The sequence below is a fragment of the Pelomonas sp. KK5 genome, from assembly GCF_001984095.1.
Classification (GTDB): Bacteria; Pseudomonadota; Gammaproteobacteria; order Burkholderiales; family Burkholderiaceae_C; genus KK5.
Genome location: NZ_LYVQ01000141.1, coordinates 1 through 17,302, shown reverse-complemented (window position 1 = coordinate 17,302; position 17,302 = coordinate 1). Strand labels below are relative to the sequence as shown.

Annotated in this window: 12 protein-coding genes; all 12 read right to left on the bottom strand. The window is 69.9% G+C overall.

Annotated features, from left to right (window positions below):
* On the bottom strand, positions 1 to 1,164 hold a 1,164-nt coding region (locus B0W88_RS20535), incomplete at its 3' end, for a M48 family metallopeptidase (RefSeq protein WP_158080896.1).
* A gap of 67 nt (positions 1,165 to 1,231) precedes the next feature.
* A complete protein-coding gene (locus B0W88_RS20530; RefSeq protein WP_077036496.1) occupies positions 1,232 to 2,431 on the bottom strand; it encodes a CaiB/BaiF CoA-transferase family protein in 1,200 nt (399 codons plus the stop codon).
* Positions 2,428 to 4,254, bottom strand: coding sequence for a glycoside hydrolase family 127 protein (locus tag B0W88_RS20525; protein ID WP_198937888.1), 1,827 nt, complete (start codon positions 4,252 to 4,254; stop codon positions 2,428 to 2,430). Before B0W88_RS20525 ends, B0W88_RS20530 begins: the two co-directional genes overlap by 4 nt.
* An 11-nt stretch (positions 4,255 to 4,265) precedes the next feature.
* Positions 4,266 to 6,839 carry a ThuA domain-containing protein gene (locus B0W88_RS20520; RefSeq protein WP_077036494.1) on the bottom strand — a complete coding sequence of 858 codons (2,574 nt, stop codon included), beginning with the start codon at positions 6,837 to 6,839 and terminating at the stop codon, positions 4,266 to 4,268.
* Positions 6,836 to 9,007: an SUMF1/EgtB/PvdO family nonheme iron enzyme gene (locus B0W88_RS20515; protein ID WP_077036493.1), complete on the bottom strand. Its 2,172-nt coding sequence runs from the start codon at positions 9,005 to 9,007 to the stop codon at positions 6,836 to 6,838. Before B0W88_RS20515 ends, B0W88_RS20520 begins: the two co-directional genes overlap by 4 nt.
* An 18-nt stretch (positions 9,008 to 9,025) precedes the next feature.
* Positions 9,026 to 9,988, bottom strand: a complete 963-nt coding sequence (locus B0W88_RS20510; RefSeq protein ID WP_077036492.1) for a ribokinase — start codon at positions 9,986 to 9,988, stop codon at positions 9,026 to 9,028.
* 10 nt (positions 9,989 to 9,998) lie between these two features.
* Positions 9,999 to 12,149, bottom strand: a complete 2,151-nt coding sequence (locus B0W88_RS20505; RefSeq protein ID WP_077036491.1) for a TonB-dependent receptor — start codon at positions 12,147 to 12,149, stop codon at positions 9,999 to 10,001.
* Positions 12,150 to 12,285: 136 nt separating this feature from the next.
* On the bottom strand, positions 12,286 to 13,191 hold the full coding sequence (locus B0W88_RS20500; protein WP_077036490.1) for an esterase family protein: 906 nt from the start codon (positions 13,189 to 13,191) through the stop codon (positions 12,286 to 12,288).
* Complete coding sequence (locus B0W88_RS20495) at positions 13,178 to 14,074, bottom strand: LysR family transcriptional regulator (RefSeq protein WP_077036489.1); 897 nt, start codon at positions 14,072 to 14,074, stop codon at positions 13,178 to 13,180. Before B0W88_RS20495 ends, B0W88_RS20500 begins: the two co-directional genes overlap by 14 nt.
* A gap of 223 nt (positions 14,075 to 14,297) precedes the next feature.
* The gene (locus tag B0W88_RS20490) at positions 14,298 to 14,789 is read right to left on the bottom strand and encodes an RES family NAD+ phosphorylase (protein ID WP_077036488.1); all 492 of its coding nucleotides are present in this window, start codon (positions 14,787 to 14,789) and stop codon (positions 14,298 to 14,300) included.
* 2 nt (positions 14,790 to 14,791) lie between these two features.
* Complete coding sequence (locus B0W88_RS20485; protein ID WP_077036487.1) at positions 14,792 to 15,361, bottom strand: antitoxin Xre/MbcA/ParS toxin-binding domain-containing protein; 570 nt, start codon at positions 15,359 to 15,361, stop codon at positions 14,792 to 14,794.
* 39 nt (positions 15,362 to 15,400) lie between these two features.
* Positions 15,401 to 17,302, bottom strand: a 1,902-nt coding sequence (locus tag B0W88_RS20480) for a sodium:solute symporter (protein WP_077036486.1), incomplete at its 5' end; no start/stop codon positions are given.

Genomic DNA, 17,302 nt, shown 5'->3' with positions numbered 1-17,302 from the left:
GGGTTCGCGGACGCGTTCGGCCCAGTCGCGCGCGAAGGCGGCCCGCAGTTCGGGCAGGCTGGCACCCAGCCACGCCTGGGCGGCGCTGGCGCCGGACAAGGGCGCGGGCGCGTCTTCGGGCGCTTCGCCCGTGCTCCGGAGCGCGGCCAGGCGCAGCCGCAGCGTCGGATGCGTGTCGGTCGCGCGGCCACTGCGGTCCAGCGCCTGGCCGAGCCAGAGCTGCACATCCGCCTGCGCGGGGGCCTGGGCGAGGCTGTCGGCCCAGCGCACCGTCAGGTCGGCCGGCGGCGCCGGCTCCTGCGCGATGCCGTTGAACACCTCGCCCATGAAGCGTTCATGCCGCGCGCCGAGGATCTGCGTGCGCTTCAGCGCCGCGCAGGCCGCGTCGCGGCCCACCAGCGCGGCGGCGGCGGCGTCGGCGGCGTATTCGTCGCTGCGCGCCAGCACGAAGGTGTAGGCGTTGTAGTACGGCACGAAGCGCAGCAGCGGCGCGGACAGCCAGAGGCTCAGCCGGCCGGTCTGCTGCTCCAGGTGGGCCAGCAGCGTCGCCCAGGCCAGGCGCAGCCGGTAGACGAAGGCGGCGAAATGGCTGTGCGAGCCGGCCAGGTGGCCGTATTCGTGGGCGACGACGGCCAGCGCCTCGTCCTCGCTCATGCCCTCCAGCAGCGGCAGCCCCAGCAGCAGGTAGTTGCGCGGCCAGCCGACCAGGCCGAAGGCCGGGCGCTGCATCACCGCGGCATTGACGCCGTCGACCAGCAGCACCTGGTGGAAGGCCGGCCCGCGCATCTGCACGCGCATGCGGTCCAGCGCGGCGAACAATGCCGGCGCCTCGCCACGCGTCAGCTCGCGGCCCTGCGGCGGCGCCAGGCGCACGAACAGCGCGCCGGCCGTGGTCTTGAGCATCATCCACAGGCCCACCGCCAGCAGCACCAGCAGCTTGCCGAGCTTGAACAGCAGGATCAGCGCGGCCGAGCCCTGCAGGGCCACCCAGGCCGCGATGCCCAGCAGCGCGACCAGCCCGGCGCCCAGGCCGCAGACGACCAGAGCGATCAGCAGGAAGCCAAGCAGGGTCAGCGCGAAGACGGTGCCGCGGTAGCGGCCCGGCGAGGCCGCGCTCATGGTTTCGAGGCGGCCGACGAGGTCTTGGAAACGTTCGGGAGTCATCCCGGAATTGTCCGGCGCGTCTCCGCGCGGCGCGGGCCTCGCCGGGGTGAGGATTTCCCTTGGTCGCTCAGCGCACCGCGCCGGCCGCCCGCAAGACCTGACCCTCGGCCGCGTCGTAGCCCAGCTCGGCCAGCAGCGCGTCGGCATGCTGGCCCGGTGTCGGCGCCGCGAAGGGCTCGGGCCCCGGCGTGCGGCCGAAGGTCACCGCGCGGGTGAGGCCGCGGTAGCTGCCCAGCACCGGATGCGGCATCGTGGCGATCATCGCCTCGGCCTGCACCTGCGGGTGGTCGAACATCTCCTCGATGCGGCGCGAGGCGGCGCAGGGCACCTCGTCGCCGAACAGCGCTTCCCATTCCAGCGCGGTGCGCTGAAGTAACGCGTCATGCAAGCGGGGCACGAGCTCCGCGGCATGCGTCGCGCGCTTCTTCACCGTGTCGTAGCGCGCGTCGGTGGCCAGTTCGGGCAGGCCGATCTTCTCGCACAGCGCGGTCCAGAAGCGCGCGGTGTTGGCCGAGATGTAGAGGTGGCCCTGGCGCGTCGGATGGATGCCGGTGACGCCGCCGCTGCGCATGTCGCGGCCGATGTCCAGCGGCTCGCCCTCGGCCCACACAAGCCGCGCCGACTGCATCGCCAGCGCGCTGCGCAGCAGCGAGATGCCCACGTACTGGCCCAGGCCGCTCTTCTCGCGCTCGTACAGCGCCGAGGCGACGCCACCGGCCAGCAGCGCGGCCGCGTAGTAGTCCACCACCGAGCCGTAGAGGATCTCCGGCGCGCCGCCCGGATGCTTGCCCTGGAAGGCGCACATGCCGGTCATCGTCTGCAGCACCTGGTCGTAGCCGGCCTTGTCCTTCATCGGGCCGGTCTCGCCGTAGCCGGTGACGGCGCAGTAGATCAGGCGCGGATTGAGGGCCTGCAGCGTGTCGAAGTCGATGCCCAGGCGCTTCGGCACGCTGGGGCGGAAGTTGTGGACCAGCACGTCGGCCTCGCGCACCAGGCGCAGCAGCACCGAAAGGCCTTCGGGCTTCTTCAGGTCCAGCACCAGGCCGCGCTTGCTGCGGTTGACGCCGAGAAAGGCCCGGCTCTCGTTGACCAGGGTGCTCGGGTAGTTGCGCAGGTTGTCGCCGTCGGGCGGCTCGATCTTGATGACCTCCGCGCCCTGGTCGGCCAGCAGCGTGCAGCCGTAGGGGCCGGCGATGTAGGCGCTCAGGTCCAGCACGCGCACGCCGGCCAGCGGGCCCAGGGTCTTTCTCTTGTCGTCGTTGCTCATGATTGTGGTGGGGCCAGGGACAGCCAGGTGAGCCGCCAGGCGCCGTCCTCTCGGCCTCCTGCGCGGTAGTACGGGGTGAAGCGGATCGGCTCGCGGTAGCCGAGCTGCATCTCGATCTCGGGCGCCTCGTCCTCGCTGCCAGCGGCCGCCGGTACTTCCTTCAGGGCCTGCGGCAGGCGGATCGTCTCCTCGGTCTTGAAGCCGTCGATCAGCGTCGTCGCATAGACCAGCGGGCCGCGGGTGAGCGCCAGCCATTCGTGATGCAGCACCTGCTGGGCCACCGGCGAGCCGTCGGGCGCGCGGGATTCCTGGGTGTTCTGGCAGACGCGGCGGTGCGTGCGGATGGCCATCGGCAGTTCCAGGCACAGCTCGTCACCGCGGCGCCAGCTGCGCTCGATGCTGGCGTTCTGGCCGGGCTTCAATTCGGCCGCGCTCAGTTCGCCATTGAGCTTCAGCCGTGCGCCCTCGGCCCAGGACGGCACGCGCAGCTGCAGCGTGAAGCGGCCACCGTCGCGCTCGATGTCCACCAGGCGCAGGCAGACCAGCCCGGCGCCCGGATAGCGGGTGTGCTGCTCCAGCTTCACGCGGCCCGCGCCGGCCAGCGTGGCCTCGACGCTGGACGCGCCATAGAGCTGCACCGCCAAGGTATCCGCTGAAGTAACGCGGTAGGCCAGCGGCGGCAGCTCCTCCAGCGCCATCGCGCCACTGCTCTTGCAGCAGCGCCAGTAGGTCGTGTGGACGCGCCGGCCGTTGGCGAAGGAGTAGTAGCACCAGTCCTCGCCGTTGGGCGCCAGCGCGCCGAGCAGGTCGTTGTAGGCGCTGCGCTCGATCTCCTCGGCGTAGCGGGCCTCGCCGGTGATCAGCAGCAGCTCGCGGTTCAGCTGGATCCAGGCCAGCGTCGAGCAGGTCTCGACATAGGCCTTGGGTTCGAACACGCCGCGCGGGTTGAACACCTCGCGCGAGCGGTTGGCCACGCCGCCGAAGGGGCCGCCGCCGAGGCTCAGGTGGTGCTCGCGGATATTGCTCCACAGCGTCTCGATCGCGCGGCGCAGGTCCGCGCGGCCGGTGGCCTTGTGCAGCTTGGCCAGGCCGACGAGGTTCCAGGCCAGCTGGTAGGCCTTGCCGGTGGCGATCTCGGCGGCGTCGGTGCCGGCCAGCGCCTTCGACAGCAGCTTCAGCTCGGGCCGCGCCTCGGCCTGCGCGAGGATGGTCTCGGCCAGTTCCAGGTAGCGCGGCTCGCGGGTCAGGAGATACAGCTCGGCGACCGGGTCCAGCAGCACCGTGGCCGACATGCCGTGGTGGTTGCCCAGCGAAGTGATGTCGATGCCCTGCTGCACGATCGTGCGCCAGCACAGCTCGCCGATGCGGCGGGCGGCGTCCAGCACCGCGGGGTCGGGTCTTGCCTTGTGCAGCTCGAGGAAGCCGAGCATCAGGTAGGCATGGGTCCAGATGTCCCAGGTGCGCAGCGCCGGCTCGCCGTTCCAGCTCAGGGGCCGCGGCGGCTGCGGCACCATGAAGCGGCGCGCGGGGGCGTAGTTGCCGAGGTAGCCGTCGGCGTCCTGGCGTTCGATCAGCGCCGTCGCGACCTTCGTCAGGTTCTCGCCCAGCGTCGCGTCCTGCGTGCGGGCGAAGGCGCGGGCCGCGGCGGCGAGCCACTTGCCGGCATGCTCGCCGTACCAGTCGCCTTCCTGGTTGTTCATCACCCGCGTCGGATCGAAGATCGCGATGGCGGGGCTCTCGGGGCCGGTGATGAAGGTGGAGAGGCGGCCGCGGCGATTGGCCTCCAGCGCGCGGCCGAGCATGCCGCCGAGTTCGGTCTTCATCATGTCGTACTTCATTGGAGATACCCCGCCACCGCTTCGATCTCGCGCGGCGTCAGGCCGCTGGCCTGCACCTGCATCGCGCCGCGGGTCAGCGCCTCGACGATGCGGGCATGGCCGCGCGCGGCGATGCAGCTCTTGGGAGGAATGCTGCCCTGCGGCGCGTCGTGGCAGGCGGCGCAGCGGCTCTTGTAGAGGGCGGCGCCGTCGACCGGGCGGCCGTCGTCGACCGCGGCATTGGCGACCTTCTGAGAAGTCGCCAGCGTCTCGCCGCGCCTGCCGCCGAGGCCAAAGGCCTGGATGCGATCGGTGCCGACGATGACCTGGCCGCGCACGACGATCGGCTCGTTGTATTTGCCGCTGGCGGCCAGTTCACCGGAGGCGCTGCGCCACAGCGGCTTCATCGTGATCGCGTCGACGGCATGCAGGACAGGCAAGGGCGCGTTGGCGCCGGTCAGCGGGGCCGAGCGCGGCGCGTTCTCGTCCAGCACCCAGGCGATGGCGGCGCTGCCGTCCGGCCGGCTGCTGATGATGGGCGAGCCCGGGTTCTGGAAGACCAGGTCCATGGCCTTCGCCTCGAGCTTCAATTGCTTGCCCGCGACGGCCAGGCGAACCAATGAAGGCGCCACGCTCTCGGACGAACCGGCCGCCGCCTTGCTGGTGCCGCTGGCGACGATGTGGGTCTGCCCGTCGGCCGTGCGGAAGGCCGCCGGCACCGAGCGAGCACGGGCCAGATCCAGCGCGGCATCGACGTCCGAATACGGGCCGAACACGTTCAGCGGGCCGGCGTCGCCGTGCAGCGAGCCATCGCTGGCCGCGTCATCGCTGCAAGCCGGACGCCGGTCCAGCCTGCCCGGCAGCTGATCCCCGTCCAGCAGATAGACATTCCCCTGCTTGCCGCCGATCGCGAGCAAGGAGGAACCGGGCAGCAGCGCCAGTCCGCCCGAGCCCAGGTCGATATCGTTCTTCGCGGTAACGCAGTGGTTGAACGGCGTGTAGGTGCCGGCCAGTTTCAAGTCACGGTCGAGCTTGACCAGCGACTGCGTCCAGTCGTTCGCCTGGTCCTTGTAACCGTCGAATCCGGTGCCGGTGACGGCGTAGACGTAACCCGTCATGTCGACGGCAGGCCCACCGGCGCCCCAGAGCCCGCCACTGCCGCGGTGCGGCATCGCGACGGCGGCGAAGGCACGCTCCACGCGGGGCTGCTGCGTGTTCACCGCGGCCAGCCAGCCGGTCTCGGTCTCGCCGAAGGCGACGTACAGCCGCTCGCCATCGGGGCTCAGGTTCAGCGCGCCGCGCTGGACGCGGAAGTCGTGCTTGCGGGTCGGCGGCACCAGCGACGGGCCGGCATTGGTGTTCACCTCGTTGAGCCGCTTCTCGTCCAGCCGCACCGGCCAGCCGGGCAGCACCGCGCCGCTCGACAGATCCAGCGCATAGGCCTGCCAGCGCTCGCGCGGGTCGCAGGCCGTGGCGTAGAGCCGCCCCTTCGCCGCATCGATCACCGGCGTGGACAGGATGCCGGTCGGCACACCGTCCAGCGGCGCAGGCTGCAGGAGGCAAGGGTCGGCGAGGTGGGTCCGCCACAGGATGCGGCCGGGAGCGAGATCGCCCTGCTTGCGGGCATTGATCGCGTAGACATCGCCGTTGCTGGTGGCGGCGATGACGGCGTCGACGCTCAGTCCGCGCAGTTCACCAGCCGTCAGCTGCAGGTCCTGCGCAAACAGCGGCGAGGCATAGAGCCGCGGTGCCTGGCCCTCGAAGGCTGCCAGCGGCGGCGAAGCCCAGAGCTGGCCGAAGCCGGCGGCGACAGTCGCCGGCGTCAACGCGGCCTCATGGTCGAACCAGCCGCTGCGCCGGGCGTCGTGATGGAAGCCGCTGACATCCGCGCGGGCCGGCAGTTCCAGCCCGGCCGTCCAGGCGATCGCGTTGACCAGCACGGAGCGCAGCGGCGCCAGCGAGGCCAGGAAGTGCGCGCCGGTGTAGCCGAAAGCGCGGCCACCATCGGGCCGCTGGTAGCTCCAGGCCACCGTGCGCGACTCGGCGGTATCAGCCAGCACCGGCTTGCCCTCGCGGTACTGCGGATGCAGGGTGGCGCTGAGCACGGGCACGGCGCCGGGCGCGAAGTCCAGCGTCGGGTAGAACTCGTCGTTCACCTCGATCGTCCGCAGGCCGCGGGTGATCGGCGAATCGGGGGCGGGTTGCAGGCGCGCCGTCTCGGTCGTGCGGTCGAACAGCCCGGGGCGGACGGCGCCGAGCCAGGGCCGCAGCGCCGGGTCGCCGGTCGAAGCCTGGTGCAGCGCGACAACGCCGACGCCACGGCGCATCGCCGCCTCGAAGGCCCGGCGCCGTGCCGGGTCGTTCAGCGGATGGCTTTCCGCACCATCGGTGTAGATCACCAGCGTCGATGCGTCGCCCAGGTCCGCCGGCCAGCCCTGGCTGATGCGTACCGGCACCTGCGGCAAGGCCTCCTTCAGCCAGCCGGCGATCTGAGCGACGCCGGCCGCGTATTCATGACGCCCCGGCCCCTCGTGGCCGCTGCCGGCGATCAGCACGATGCTTGCGGCGGCCATGGCGGCGACCAGGCTCATTCAGACGCGTCCACGACGCAGCGGAAGCCGATGGTGCCGGAACGATCCTTGGCCGGCGCCATCAAGAGGTACTTGCCGTGCTGGTCGTTGCGGTAGGCCTGCGGGAAGTACCAGTGCGAGGTCTGGGCCTGGTAGCTGCTGCCGCCGCGCAGGATGGCCGCGCGGGTGTGCTCGTCCTCGTACTCGTCGGTCCATTGCCAGACGTTGCCGACGAGATCCTGCACGCCGAAGGGGCTGGCGCCGCGCGGGTGGGCGCCGATGTCGGCCGGCGCGCGCATCGTGCGGCCGCGGTCCGGCGCGGGCACGGCCTGGGCGTCCCAGGTGTTGCCCCAGGGGTAGAGGCGGCCGTCGCTGCCCTGGGCGGCGTATTGCCATTCCCACTCGCGAGGCAGGCGCTTGCCGGCCCATTGCGCGTAGGCGCGGGCGTCTTCGAGGCTGACCCAGGTGACCGGCTTGTCGCTCCAGCCCTCGGCCGGCTTGCCGCCCACCCAGTGGCGCAGGAAGTTGTGGGCGTCGCGCGGCGTGTAGCCGGTGGCGTCGACGAACTGCTTGAACTGCGCGTTGGTGACTGGATGGGTGTCGATGTAGAAGGCCGGGATAGCGAGGCGGCGGCGGTGGCCGCGGCGGGGGCTGCTCTCCCACGGGTACTGGACGTCCACGCCGTCCCAGTTGAAGCCTTCGACCTCGATGCCGCCGACGACGAAGTCGAAATCGTCGATGGCGGGGATGCTCGTCATGCCGGCCGGCGCGGCGGCCTGCGGCGCGGTGCTCGGGATCTCGACCAGCCGCTGCTTCAGCGAGTGCCATTCGGGCGAGAGGCTTTGCAGCGGGGTCTTCGCCCATCCAGCCGCGCGGGCCAGGTAGTCATTCAAGCCGGAGACTTCGCCGCGCGCCGCCAGCACCGCCCCATAGCCACGCGGCTCCAGCGCGAAGCTCAGGATCGCCTGGCCACCGACGATGCGCGGCGCCAGTTCCACGCCGTTCCATGCGTCGAAGTAACGCGTTCCTTCGACGTGCTCGACGGCAAGCTGCTCGCCCTCGATCGTCGATTCGGCGCGGTTGACCAGCGTCCACAAGACCTGACCCTCGCCAGGAAAGCGGCTGGCGAACACGCCCGCCTGCAGCGTCGGCGCATAGGGCCGCCAGTCCATGCTGACCACCAATGAAGGGAACTGCCGGTACAGCGCCGCGATGCGCCGCAGCGTCTCGGCATCGCGCGGGGTGAACTGGTTCCAGATGCCCCAGATGTTTTCCCAGGCGTTGTAGCCGACGCCGTTGAAGAAGATGTACTGCAGGTCGGCCGTGCGGTCGCGGCCCCAGCGGTTCTCGTAGTTGATCATGTGGCGCGGCTCGAGCCACTTCCACTTGGCCACGGTCGGGATCGGCGAGTCGGGCACCTTCTTGCCCCAGCTCTGCACGTTCCAGATCAGCTGCTCTTCCGAGGAGATGGTCGACTCCGGTTGCAGCACGACCGGGCAGCCGAGTTCGTCGCAGGCATCGAAGAAGGCACGCGGCACGCCGTTGTAGGTGTCGCCGTTGATGCCGTCGGCGCCGACGGCCTTGATGATCTCGGCGATCGCATGCCAGTCGCGCTGGCCTTGCGGGCGGGTGCCGTTGTCCCAGGGCTTGGTGGGCAGGAAGACCTTGACGCCGCGCTTGTGGAAGGCGTCGACGGCACCCTTGAGGCCAGCCAGGCCGCCGGGCAGGTCGTGCGCCAGGTCGGTCTGGTTGCGGTCGTCCACGCCGATGTTCGGGTAGACGTACCAGATCAGCACCGAGTCGACCCCGCCGAAGCGGGCCTCGAGATCATCGAGGTAGCGGTCGACCGTGTACTCGCCCTTCTGCGCGTCGTAGAAGTAGCGGTCCTCGACCATCATCTGGACGTGGACGAAATTGCGCTGCGACCACAGCAGCTCCGGGCGGCGGTAGTTGGCGTCGTCGTAGCCGATGCGGATCAGGTGCTCGCGGCGCCAGTCGCTCAGCTCGCGCAGCCAGTCGTCCGCCGTGCCCTTGGCATCCATCTTCCAGGCGCCGATGTCGGCGAAGGGCCAGCCGGGCATCTTGCCGGGCGTGGGGAGATAGCGGCCGGTGGTGACGTGCGAGAAGCGGAACTCGGTCTTCAGCGCACCGCGTTCTTCGTCACCAGGCGGCAGGATGTGGTCGGTCATGGATGGAGAGGAGAAGGGTCAGGGCGAGGCGAGGCCGCACCAGGTCGCCAGCTCGGTCAGCGCCTCGATGTCGGAAGTGCCGCTCGGGCGCTCGGCGAGGAAGGCGTCGACCTCGGCCACGCTCGGGATGCTGCTCTGCGCGCCCAGCCGCGTGCAGGCGATGGCGGCAGCGGCGCTGGCGCGGCGCAGCGCGGCCGACAGCTCGGCCCCCTGCGACAGCGCCGCAACGAAGACGCCGCTGAAGGTGTCGCCGGCCGCCGTGGTGTCCAGCGCCTCGATCGGGAACGAAGGCTGCAGCCGGTAGCCGCTGCCCTCGACGCGGGCGCAGCAGCCCCGCGAACCCAGCGTGACGACCACGGTCGGCACCTTCAGCCGGGCCAGCAGGTCGCCGACCCTGCCCGCGCCGGCGATCGCCGCCAGTTCGCCCTCGTTGACGATCAGCACGTCGACGGCGTCGAGCAGTTCGCCCGGCAGCGCCTGGGCCGGCGCCGCGTTGAGCACCACCTTCACGCCGGCCGCCCGCGCCGCGCGGGCATAGGCGGTGATGGTCTCGATCGGCGTCTCCAACTGCATCAGCAGGTGGCTGATGCCGGAGAGCGAAGGCAGGTGCTCGGCCTTCAATGCGGCATTGGCGCCGGGCGCGACGGTGATCGCGTTCTCGGCCGAATCGGACAGGCAGACGAAGGCCACGCCGGTGGCGACGCCGGCCGCGCGCACGATGTGCATGCGCACGCCCGCGGCTTCCAGCGAGCCTTCCAGCACCCGCGCCGCATCGTCCTCGCCCAGGCCCAGCAGCATCTGCGTGGCCGCGCCGCCGGCACGCGCCGCCGCCACTGCCTGGTTCGCCCCCTTCCCGCCGGGGAAGTTGGCGAAGTCGCGGCCCAGCACCGTCTCTCCGGGCGCCGGCACATGGGCGGCGCGGACGACGAAGTCCAGGTTGGCGGAGCCGGCGACGAGGATGGAGCTGGGTGTGCTGTTCATCCGCCGATTATCAGAACGTGATCGACTGCGTGAGGGAGAACACGCGGCCGCGGCCCGACCAGTAGTTGCGGAAGCCCGGCAGCTGCGACCAGCTCAGCACGTAGAACTTGTTGGTCAGGTTCTCGATGCCCAGCGTGGTCTTGCCGTACTTGCCCCAGTCGTAGTTGCCGGACAGGTCGAACAGCGTGTAGCCCTTGGTGTGCTCCTCGTTGCCGGTGCCGACGTTGAGGTCGCGGTCCAGCAGCTTGGTGAAGCCCAGGGTCACGTCGGCCTTGGGCATGAACTTCCAGTTCACGCCGCCGGCGATCTTGTCGGGGTTGGTGTCGGTGACGCCCATGCGCTTGGTCAGCGGGCCGCCGGCCACGAAGGTGGTCTTGCCCAGGATGCGCGAGTACAGCGCGTTGAGCTTCAGGTCGCGGGTGACCATGTAGTCGCCGCTCAGCTCGAAGCCGCTGATCTGCACCGGCGCGCGGTTCATGACGAAGTCGTTGGTGACCGGGTCGATCGACAGCGACACGCCCAGGCTCGAGTACGACTGGTAGACCGAGGCGCCGAAGCTCGCCTCACGGCCGCGCCAGTTCACGCCCACTTCCTTGTTGCGCACGATGATGGCCTGCAGGTCGAGGATGCCCTCCACCGTCGTGTTCTTCGAGTTCTTGTTGATGTTGCGCAGCGGGATGCCGACGTTGGGCAGCGTGAAGCCCTTGCTGAGCGAGGCGTACACCGACCAGTTGGCCGGCAGGCGCCAGACCGCGCCGATATTGGGCAGCGTGGCCGCGTAGTCGAGCTTGCCGCCGGTGACGGGGATGCGGTCGCGGAAGTAGGTGGTGGTGTAGCTGTCCACCTTGAGCGTGCCGTCCTCGCGGCGCACGCCGCCGGAGACGGTCAGCGGGCCGAGGTCCCAGGACAGCTGGACATAGGGCGCCACGCTGTCGTAGATCATCGGCGGCACCCACAGGCGGTCGGTCAGGGCCAGGCGCTGCTGGGCGTTGTCCTCGGTCAGGTCGACGCCGCCGCGGAACTCCAGGCCCTTGATCGCGAAGATGTCCGAGCGCGACCAGGAGGTGCGCAGGCCCTTCTTGAAGGCCAGGATCTCGGACTGGTCCCACAGCGTGCCGAGCGGCGCGATCAGCGGGTCCTGGCGGTCGTCGCCGTTCTCGGCGGGGTAGCGCATCGCCTGGCGGGCCCAGTAGGCATCGAGCTGCAGCGTGCCGCCGGCCAGGTCGTTGTGGGTGTAGGAGGCGTTGAACTGCTTGAAGTCGTTGAACTCGGGGCGCGAGCCGGGGATGGCGCCCAGCACCGAGGTGTTGGTGACGCCGGTCGTGCGGTCGCCGTCGACCAGGTGGTAGCGGTTGTTGCCCTGGACCTTGAAGTCGCTGATCGAGAACTGCAGGCGCTGGCTCTTGTCGGCGCCGAAGTCGAAGCCGAGCTTGACGAACAGGTTGTTGGACTTGCTGTCCATCAGCGAGCCGCTGGTGTTCAGGCCGATCTTGTTGCCGTGGCCGTCGTAGCTCATGCCGCGCTCGATGTGCGAGCCGGCCACCAGCAGGTCGTAGTCCTCGGTCTTGCGCAGCCAGTTCAGGCCGACCTTGTAGCCGGTGCTGTCGTCCTTGCCCTCGGTGGTGATGCGGGTGATGAGCTGGAACTCGTCGTCCATCTTGGTGGGCACCTTGGAGATGTAGTTGATGATGCCGCCGGCGGCGCCGATGCCTTCCGCGGCCGAGGGTCCGTTGATGACCTCGATGCGGCCGATCAGGCCCATGTCGGTGAAGGTGCCGTTGCGCGTGCCTTCTCGCAGCGGCGAGCCCTGCGGCACGCCGTCGAACAGGCGCAGCGGAATGCGGCCGCGCAGCGTTTCGCCGGTATTGCTCATCGCCTGCGAGGACTCGCTGTAGCCGGGCACCGAGCGGGCCAGCACGGCGGTGGCGTCTTCGGTGACGGCCAGCGTCTGCGCCAGCTCGGTCTTGCCGATCACGTTGATCGCGCCGGGGATCTTGTCGATGGACTTGGCGGTGCGGGTGCCGGTGATGATCGTGCGTTCCAGCTGCTGGGGCTGCGCATCGCTGGCGGCACCGGCCGGCGGCGAGGCCGCGTCCTGCGCGTGGGCGGCCGAGATGGCCAGGGCGAGCGTGGAAAGCGTGAGCGGAACGACGTGTCTCATGGTCTTGTCTCTGCTTGTAGGAGTTAGAGGGGCCGAACGATCGGATCGAGGCTGCGCCGCAGTCTCAGTCAAGCCAAAACAAACAGGAACAGCCTGTTTCTATGTTCAGAAGACAGTTTTTGTAGCTTGTTGAACGCTACCAGGCAAGCTCTCGGGCGATCCAGCGCAGGCCTTCCGAGAAGGCAGGGCCCCAGACGGGCCAGTCGTGGCCGCCGTCCAGGATGCGCAGCTCCGTGCGTACGCCGGGCGCACGACTGAGGCGGCTGAACAACAGGTGGGCTTCCATGTCGATGTCGTTCATCGCCTCGGCGGGGTCGGGGTTCTTGTACTCGTCGTCGCCGGCGGCGATGAAGAGGCGCAAGACCTGACCCTTGCCTGCCCGTTTGTCGAGCAGCGCCGGGTAGTTGTGGCGGCGGTAGATCTCGTCGACGAAGAGCTCCTTGCCGCGGCCGAAGCCGCCGAACTCGCGCGTGCTGGAGCCGGCCGGCGGCAGCGGCGTGTAGACGGCCGGGCTCATCACCAGCGCGGCGCCGAACAGCTCCGGCCGGGCCAGCGCGTAGTGCAATGCGCCGTAGCCGCCCATCGAGTAGCCGCCCACCGCCCGGCCCTCGCGGCGGGCGATCGTGCGGTAGCGGGCTTCGAGTGCGGGCAGCAGGCCGTCCAGCAAGGCGCTCTCGACGGGGCTGCCCTGCTCGTGCGCCGAATCGACGTAGTAGCCGCCGCGGCGGCTCCAGGGCGCATCGGGCATCGCCGCGATCAGCGGCGGCAGCTCGCCGGCCGCGATCATGCGGTCCAGCAGCGGGATGACGTGGGACCAGGCGTCCATGCGGTCGCCGCGGCCGTGCAGCAGCAGCGCGAAGGGATAGCGGCGCGAGGGCTCGTCCGCATAGCCGGCCGGCAGGTAGACCTTGCAGCGGATCGGCTCGGGCAGCATCGGCACGGCGATGCTCAGCGTCTCCAGCGAGCCTGCCGCCCGCGCCGGCAGCGCCGTGGCCAGCGCGGCCGCCAAGAGCAGCAGCGCCCGGCGATCAATGCCCGTCATCGCGCAGCGCCGCCGCAGCCATCGCCGCGCGGCTCTCCTGCAGGAAGGCCTGGACCAGCCGGATGCGTATGGTCGAGCGCGACCAGACGATGCCGATGCGCCGCGGCTCGAAGGGCTTGGGCAGCGGCAGCCGCACCAGTTGCAGGCCCTCGGGCCAGGGCCGCGCCCAGTCGGGCACCAGCGAGACGCCGAGGCCCCGGTCCACCATCACCGCGATCGCGTTCAGCGCGTTCAGCTCGAAGCGCTCGCGCGGCACGATGCCGGCGCTGCGCAGGTACTGGTCGGCCTGCCGGCCGCCCCACTGGCTGCGGTCGTAGCGGATCAGCGGCTCGCTGGCGAGCAACTCGTGCGGGTCGCGGTGGGCCATGCGGGCGGGGGCCAGCACCACCAGCGGCTCCTCGCGCAGCAGCTCGAAGTCGCAGGTCTTGGGCAGCGCGAACGGCGCCTGCAGCACGATGGCGGCGTCCAGCTCGCCGCTGTCCACCGCGCGGTGCAGCTCGGGCGAGAAGCCCGGCTTGATGAAGACCTGGATGCCCGGGAAGCGGCCCACCATGCGGGCCAGGATGTCGGGCAGCATGCCGGTCAGCGCATTGGTGCCGGCGCCCAGGCGCAGCTCGCCGGCGCTGGGGTCGTCGTTGGCCACGGTGCGCAGGTCGGCCACGTTGCGCAGCAGCTCGCGGGCGCGCGGCAGGATGCGGGCGCCGGCTTCGGTGACGTTGACGGTACGGCCCACGCGGGCGATCAAGGGCGCGCCGATCTCGCGCTCCAGCGTGCGGATCTGCTGGGCGACGGCGGCGGGGGTGATGTTCAGCAGGCGCGCGGCGGCGGCCATCGAGCCCTGGTCGACGACGGCGACGAAGGTGTTGAGGAATTGGGTGTCCATGTCAGGAACTCAGATCCGGAACGCAAAGGGCGCAAAGCGTCCACGCATCTTTGCGCACTTGCCTGTTGGCCTTTGCGATCCTTGCGTTCTGGCTTTGATGAGTTTGTCCATGGCGCGTTGCGCCACACGATCCGTTCGGGCTGAGCCTGTCGAAGCCTGCGGCTTGTCGAAGCAGCCCTTCGACAGGCTCAGGGCGAACGGTTCTATGCGTCGAGGTGTCATCTCAGGTGGCCGTCCCAAGCAGCCAGTCGAAGGGAATGCGCTGCCAGGCGCTGACGGCATAAGCCGCCTTCTGGCGCGGATCGAGCAGCACCGTATGGTCGGTCGAGCTGATCACCGAGGGCACGCGCACGCCGCAGACGCGCCGGCGCGCAGCGGCCTCCCGATCGACGGCGGCGAGGAACTCGCCGGCGATGCGCTGCGCGTTGGGCGCCGCGGGCCGCGCGTTCCAGTTGCTGGGCAGGCTGATGCCGAGTTCATCCAGGTCGCGGACACTGCCGTCGGGCACCTCGATGACGGCCACCATCAGCTCGCCCACGGTGTCCCAGCCCGGCCGGGCGGCGACTTCGAGGATCGCTAGCGCCTCGCGCTCGGCGGCATAGAGGATCTCGCTGCGCGCATCGTTGTAGCGCCAGCCGCGGCGCGCCACCGAGGCGCTGGAGTCCAGCGGGTCGAATGCCGCGCGAGGACGGCGGCTGGCGCGGAAGACCTTCATGGTCAGAGCGGGGCGCCTTCGGCCTGGGCCTGCAACTCGTCAAGCGCGATGCGCTCGCCGTCGCCGGTGCGGATCAGCTCGGCCGGCGTGGCGCCGCCGAGCGCGAAGTTGCGCGCATGCATATAGGCACGCGCCGCCTCGAAGCTGCCCAGCATGTCGGCGGCGCCCAGGAACACACGCGCCACCCGCAGCACCCGCTCGCTGGCCGCCGTATCCAGGCTGCCGCCGAGCCGCGCCTTGATCGTCTTGAAGCTCATGCCGAAGAACTGCTCGGCCTCGGCCAGGCTGCCGAGGAACATCGCCGAGGCCACCAGCAGCGTCTCGCCGGCCAGGCCGTCGAGCAGGCGCTGATGCAGCGCGATCGGGTCCAGCGGCGGCAGCGTGGCGGGCTGGCGGGCCAGCGCCTGCTCGGTCAGCCGCCAGACGCTGGCCAGCTCGACCTTCTCCAGCTTGCCGAGCTGGCGGCGCAGCGCCGCGTTGTCGAGCAGGGCCAGCGCGCGGGCGTCGATCAAGGCCGGGCCCAGGGCCTGCACCTGGTAGACGGGGCGCGGTTCAGCGACATGCCATGTCATTGGAATTCTCCATGAATGTTCATGGAGTATGCCACCTGGCTAGGAGTCCCGGTAGATTGTCAGTCCTTCGAGGGACTGCTTCGGCGGCGGGAACAACCAGCTCGCCGCATAGCCGATCACGATGCACAAGAGGATCGAGATCGCCAGATAGAAATACGGGTGGACCAGCTTCATGCTCCACGCGATCGTCGTCAGCGTGATGCTCGACGCCACGCCGATCACCACGCCCGCCGTGTTGGCCCGGCGCGTGAACATGCCCAGCGTGTAGGCGCCGGCGAAGCCGCCGCCCAGCAGGCCGGCCAGTTCGATCGACACGTCGAACAGCGAGTGGATGTCGAAGCGCGACAGCACCAGCGCGAAGGCGATGCCGATCAGGCCGGCCAGCACCGTCATCAGCTCGGCGAAGAAGACGCTCTTCTTCTGGTCCTTGTTCGTCACGATCTTCTCGTAGAAGTCCACCGAGGCCAGCGTGGCGACGCTGTTCATGATGCTGGACAGCGTGGCCATGGCCGCGGCGAAGATGCCGGCGATGATCAGGCCGGTGACGCCCATCGGGAGCTCGGCGGCGATGAACATCGGGAAGGTGGCGTCGATCGTCAGCAGCGGGTTCATCCGCTCCGGGTTGGCCTTGTAGAAGGTGAACAGCGCGGTGCCGATCGTGTAGAACACGAAGCCGCCGGGGATCATGATCGCGGCGAAGGCCCAGATCGAGCGGCCGGCCTCGCGGTCGTTCTTCGTGGACAGCGTGCGCTGCATCAGCACCTGGTCCTTCGGGAAGGTCAGCACCACGTCGAACAGCACCAGGAAGACGAAGCCCCAGACGGTGGCCTTGGTCAGGTCGAAGCTGAAGTCGAACATCTTCGTCTTGTCGTACGTGCGGGCCACGTCCATAAACTCGCCGAAGCCGCCCTTGAGCTTCCAGATCATGAAGCCGATCGCGAACAGCGCGCCGCCCATCTTGACGACCAGCTGCACCACGTCGGTCCACACCACCGCCTTCATGCCGCCGAGCGCCGTGTAGGCAATCGTCAGCCCGCCCATCAGCACGATGCTCCAGGTCACCGGGATGCCGGTGATGGTGGCGATGGCGAGGGACGGCAGGTAGAGGATCACGCTCATCCGGCTGCCCAGCTGCACCAGGATGCACAGGCCGCTGGACATCATGCGGATGGCCGGATGGAAGCGCTTCTCGAGGTACGAGAACACGCTCATCAGATCGAGCCGGCGCAGCAGCGGCACGATCCACACGGCGACGAACATCAGGCCCAGCACCGCGACCATGTTGTTGGTCAGGTACTGCCAGTTGGTCTCGAAGGCCTTGGCCGGGATGGCGATGTAGCTGATCGAGCTGGTGTTGGCGGCGTAGAGGCTCACGCCCGCGGCCCAGAACGGGATCGAGCGTCCGCCAACGAAGAAGTCCGACGTGGAGTTGCGCTTCTCGCGCAGGTAGAAGTAGGCGCCCATGCCCAGCATCGTGGCCACGTAGACGACGATGACGACCCAGTCCAGCCACTTCAGCAGCTGCTGGCCGGCCTGCACCTCGGCGCCGCCGAGGGCCTTGGTGGCGGTGAGCCAGAGGAAGCCGTTGCCGTAGGGCACGATGTCATGCGCATCGGACGGCGGCGTGGCCCCGGTGGAGGTGGGCAGCGTGGCCCAGGCGCCGGTGATCGTCTGGAAGGTCATCAGGCGCACGGGGCTGCCGCCGATCAGGGCCAGCACATGGGCCTGCCCCAGCGGGCGCAGGGCCTGCACCGGGCCGGGCAGCGCGCCCTGCCCGCTCCAGCCCTTGGCGGCGGACCAGCGCAGCAGGCGGCCGTCGTCGGTGGCGAGGAACAGCGCGCCGGTCTGCGCGACCAGCGCCACCGGCCTGCCGCCGCCGGGCCAGGGCGGCAGCGGCTTCCATCCGTCGGGCTGCTGCTGAAGCTGAAGCAGTTGCGGCAG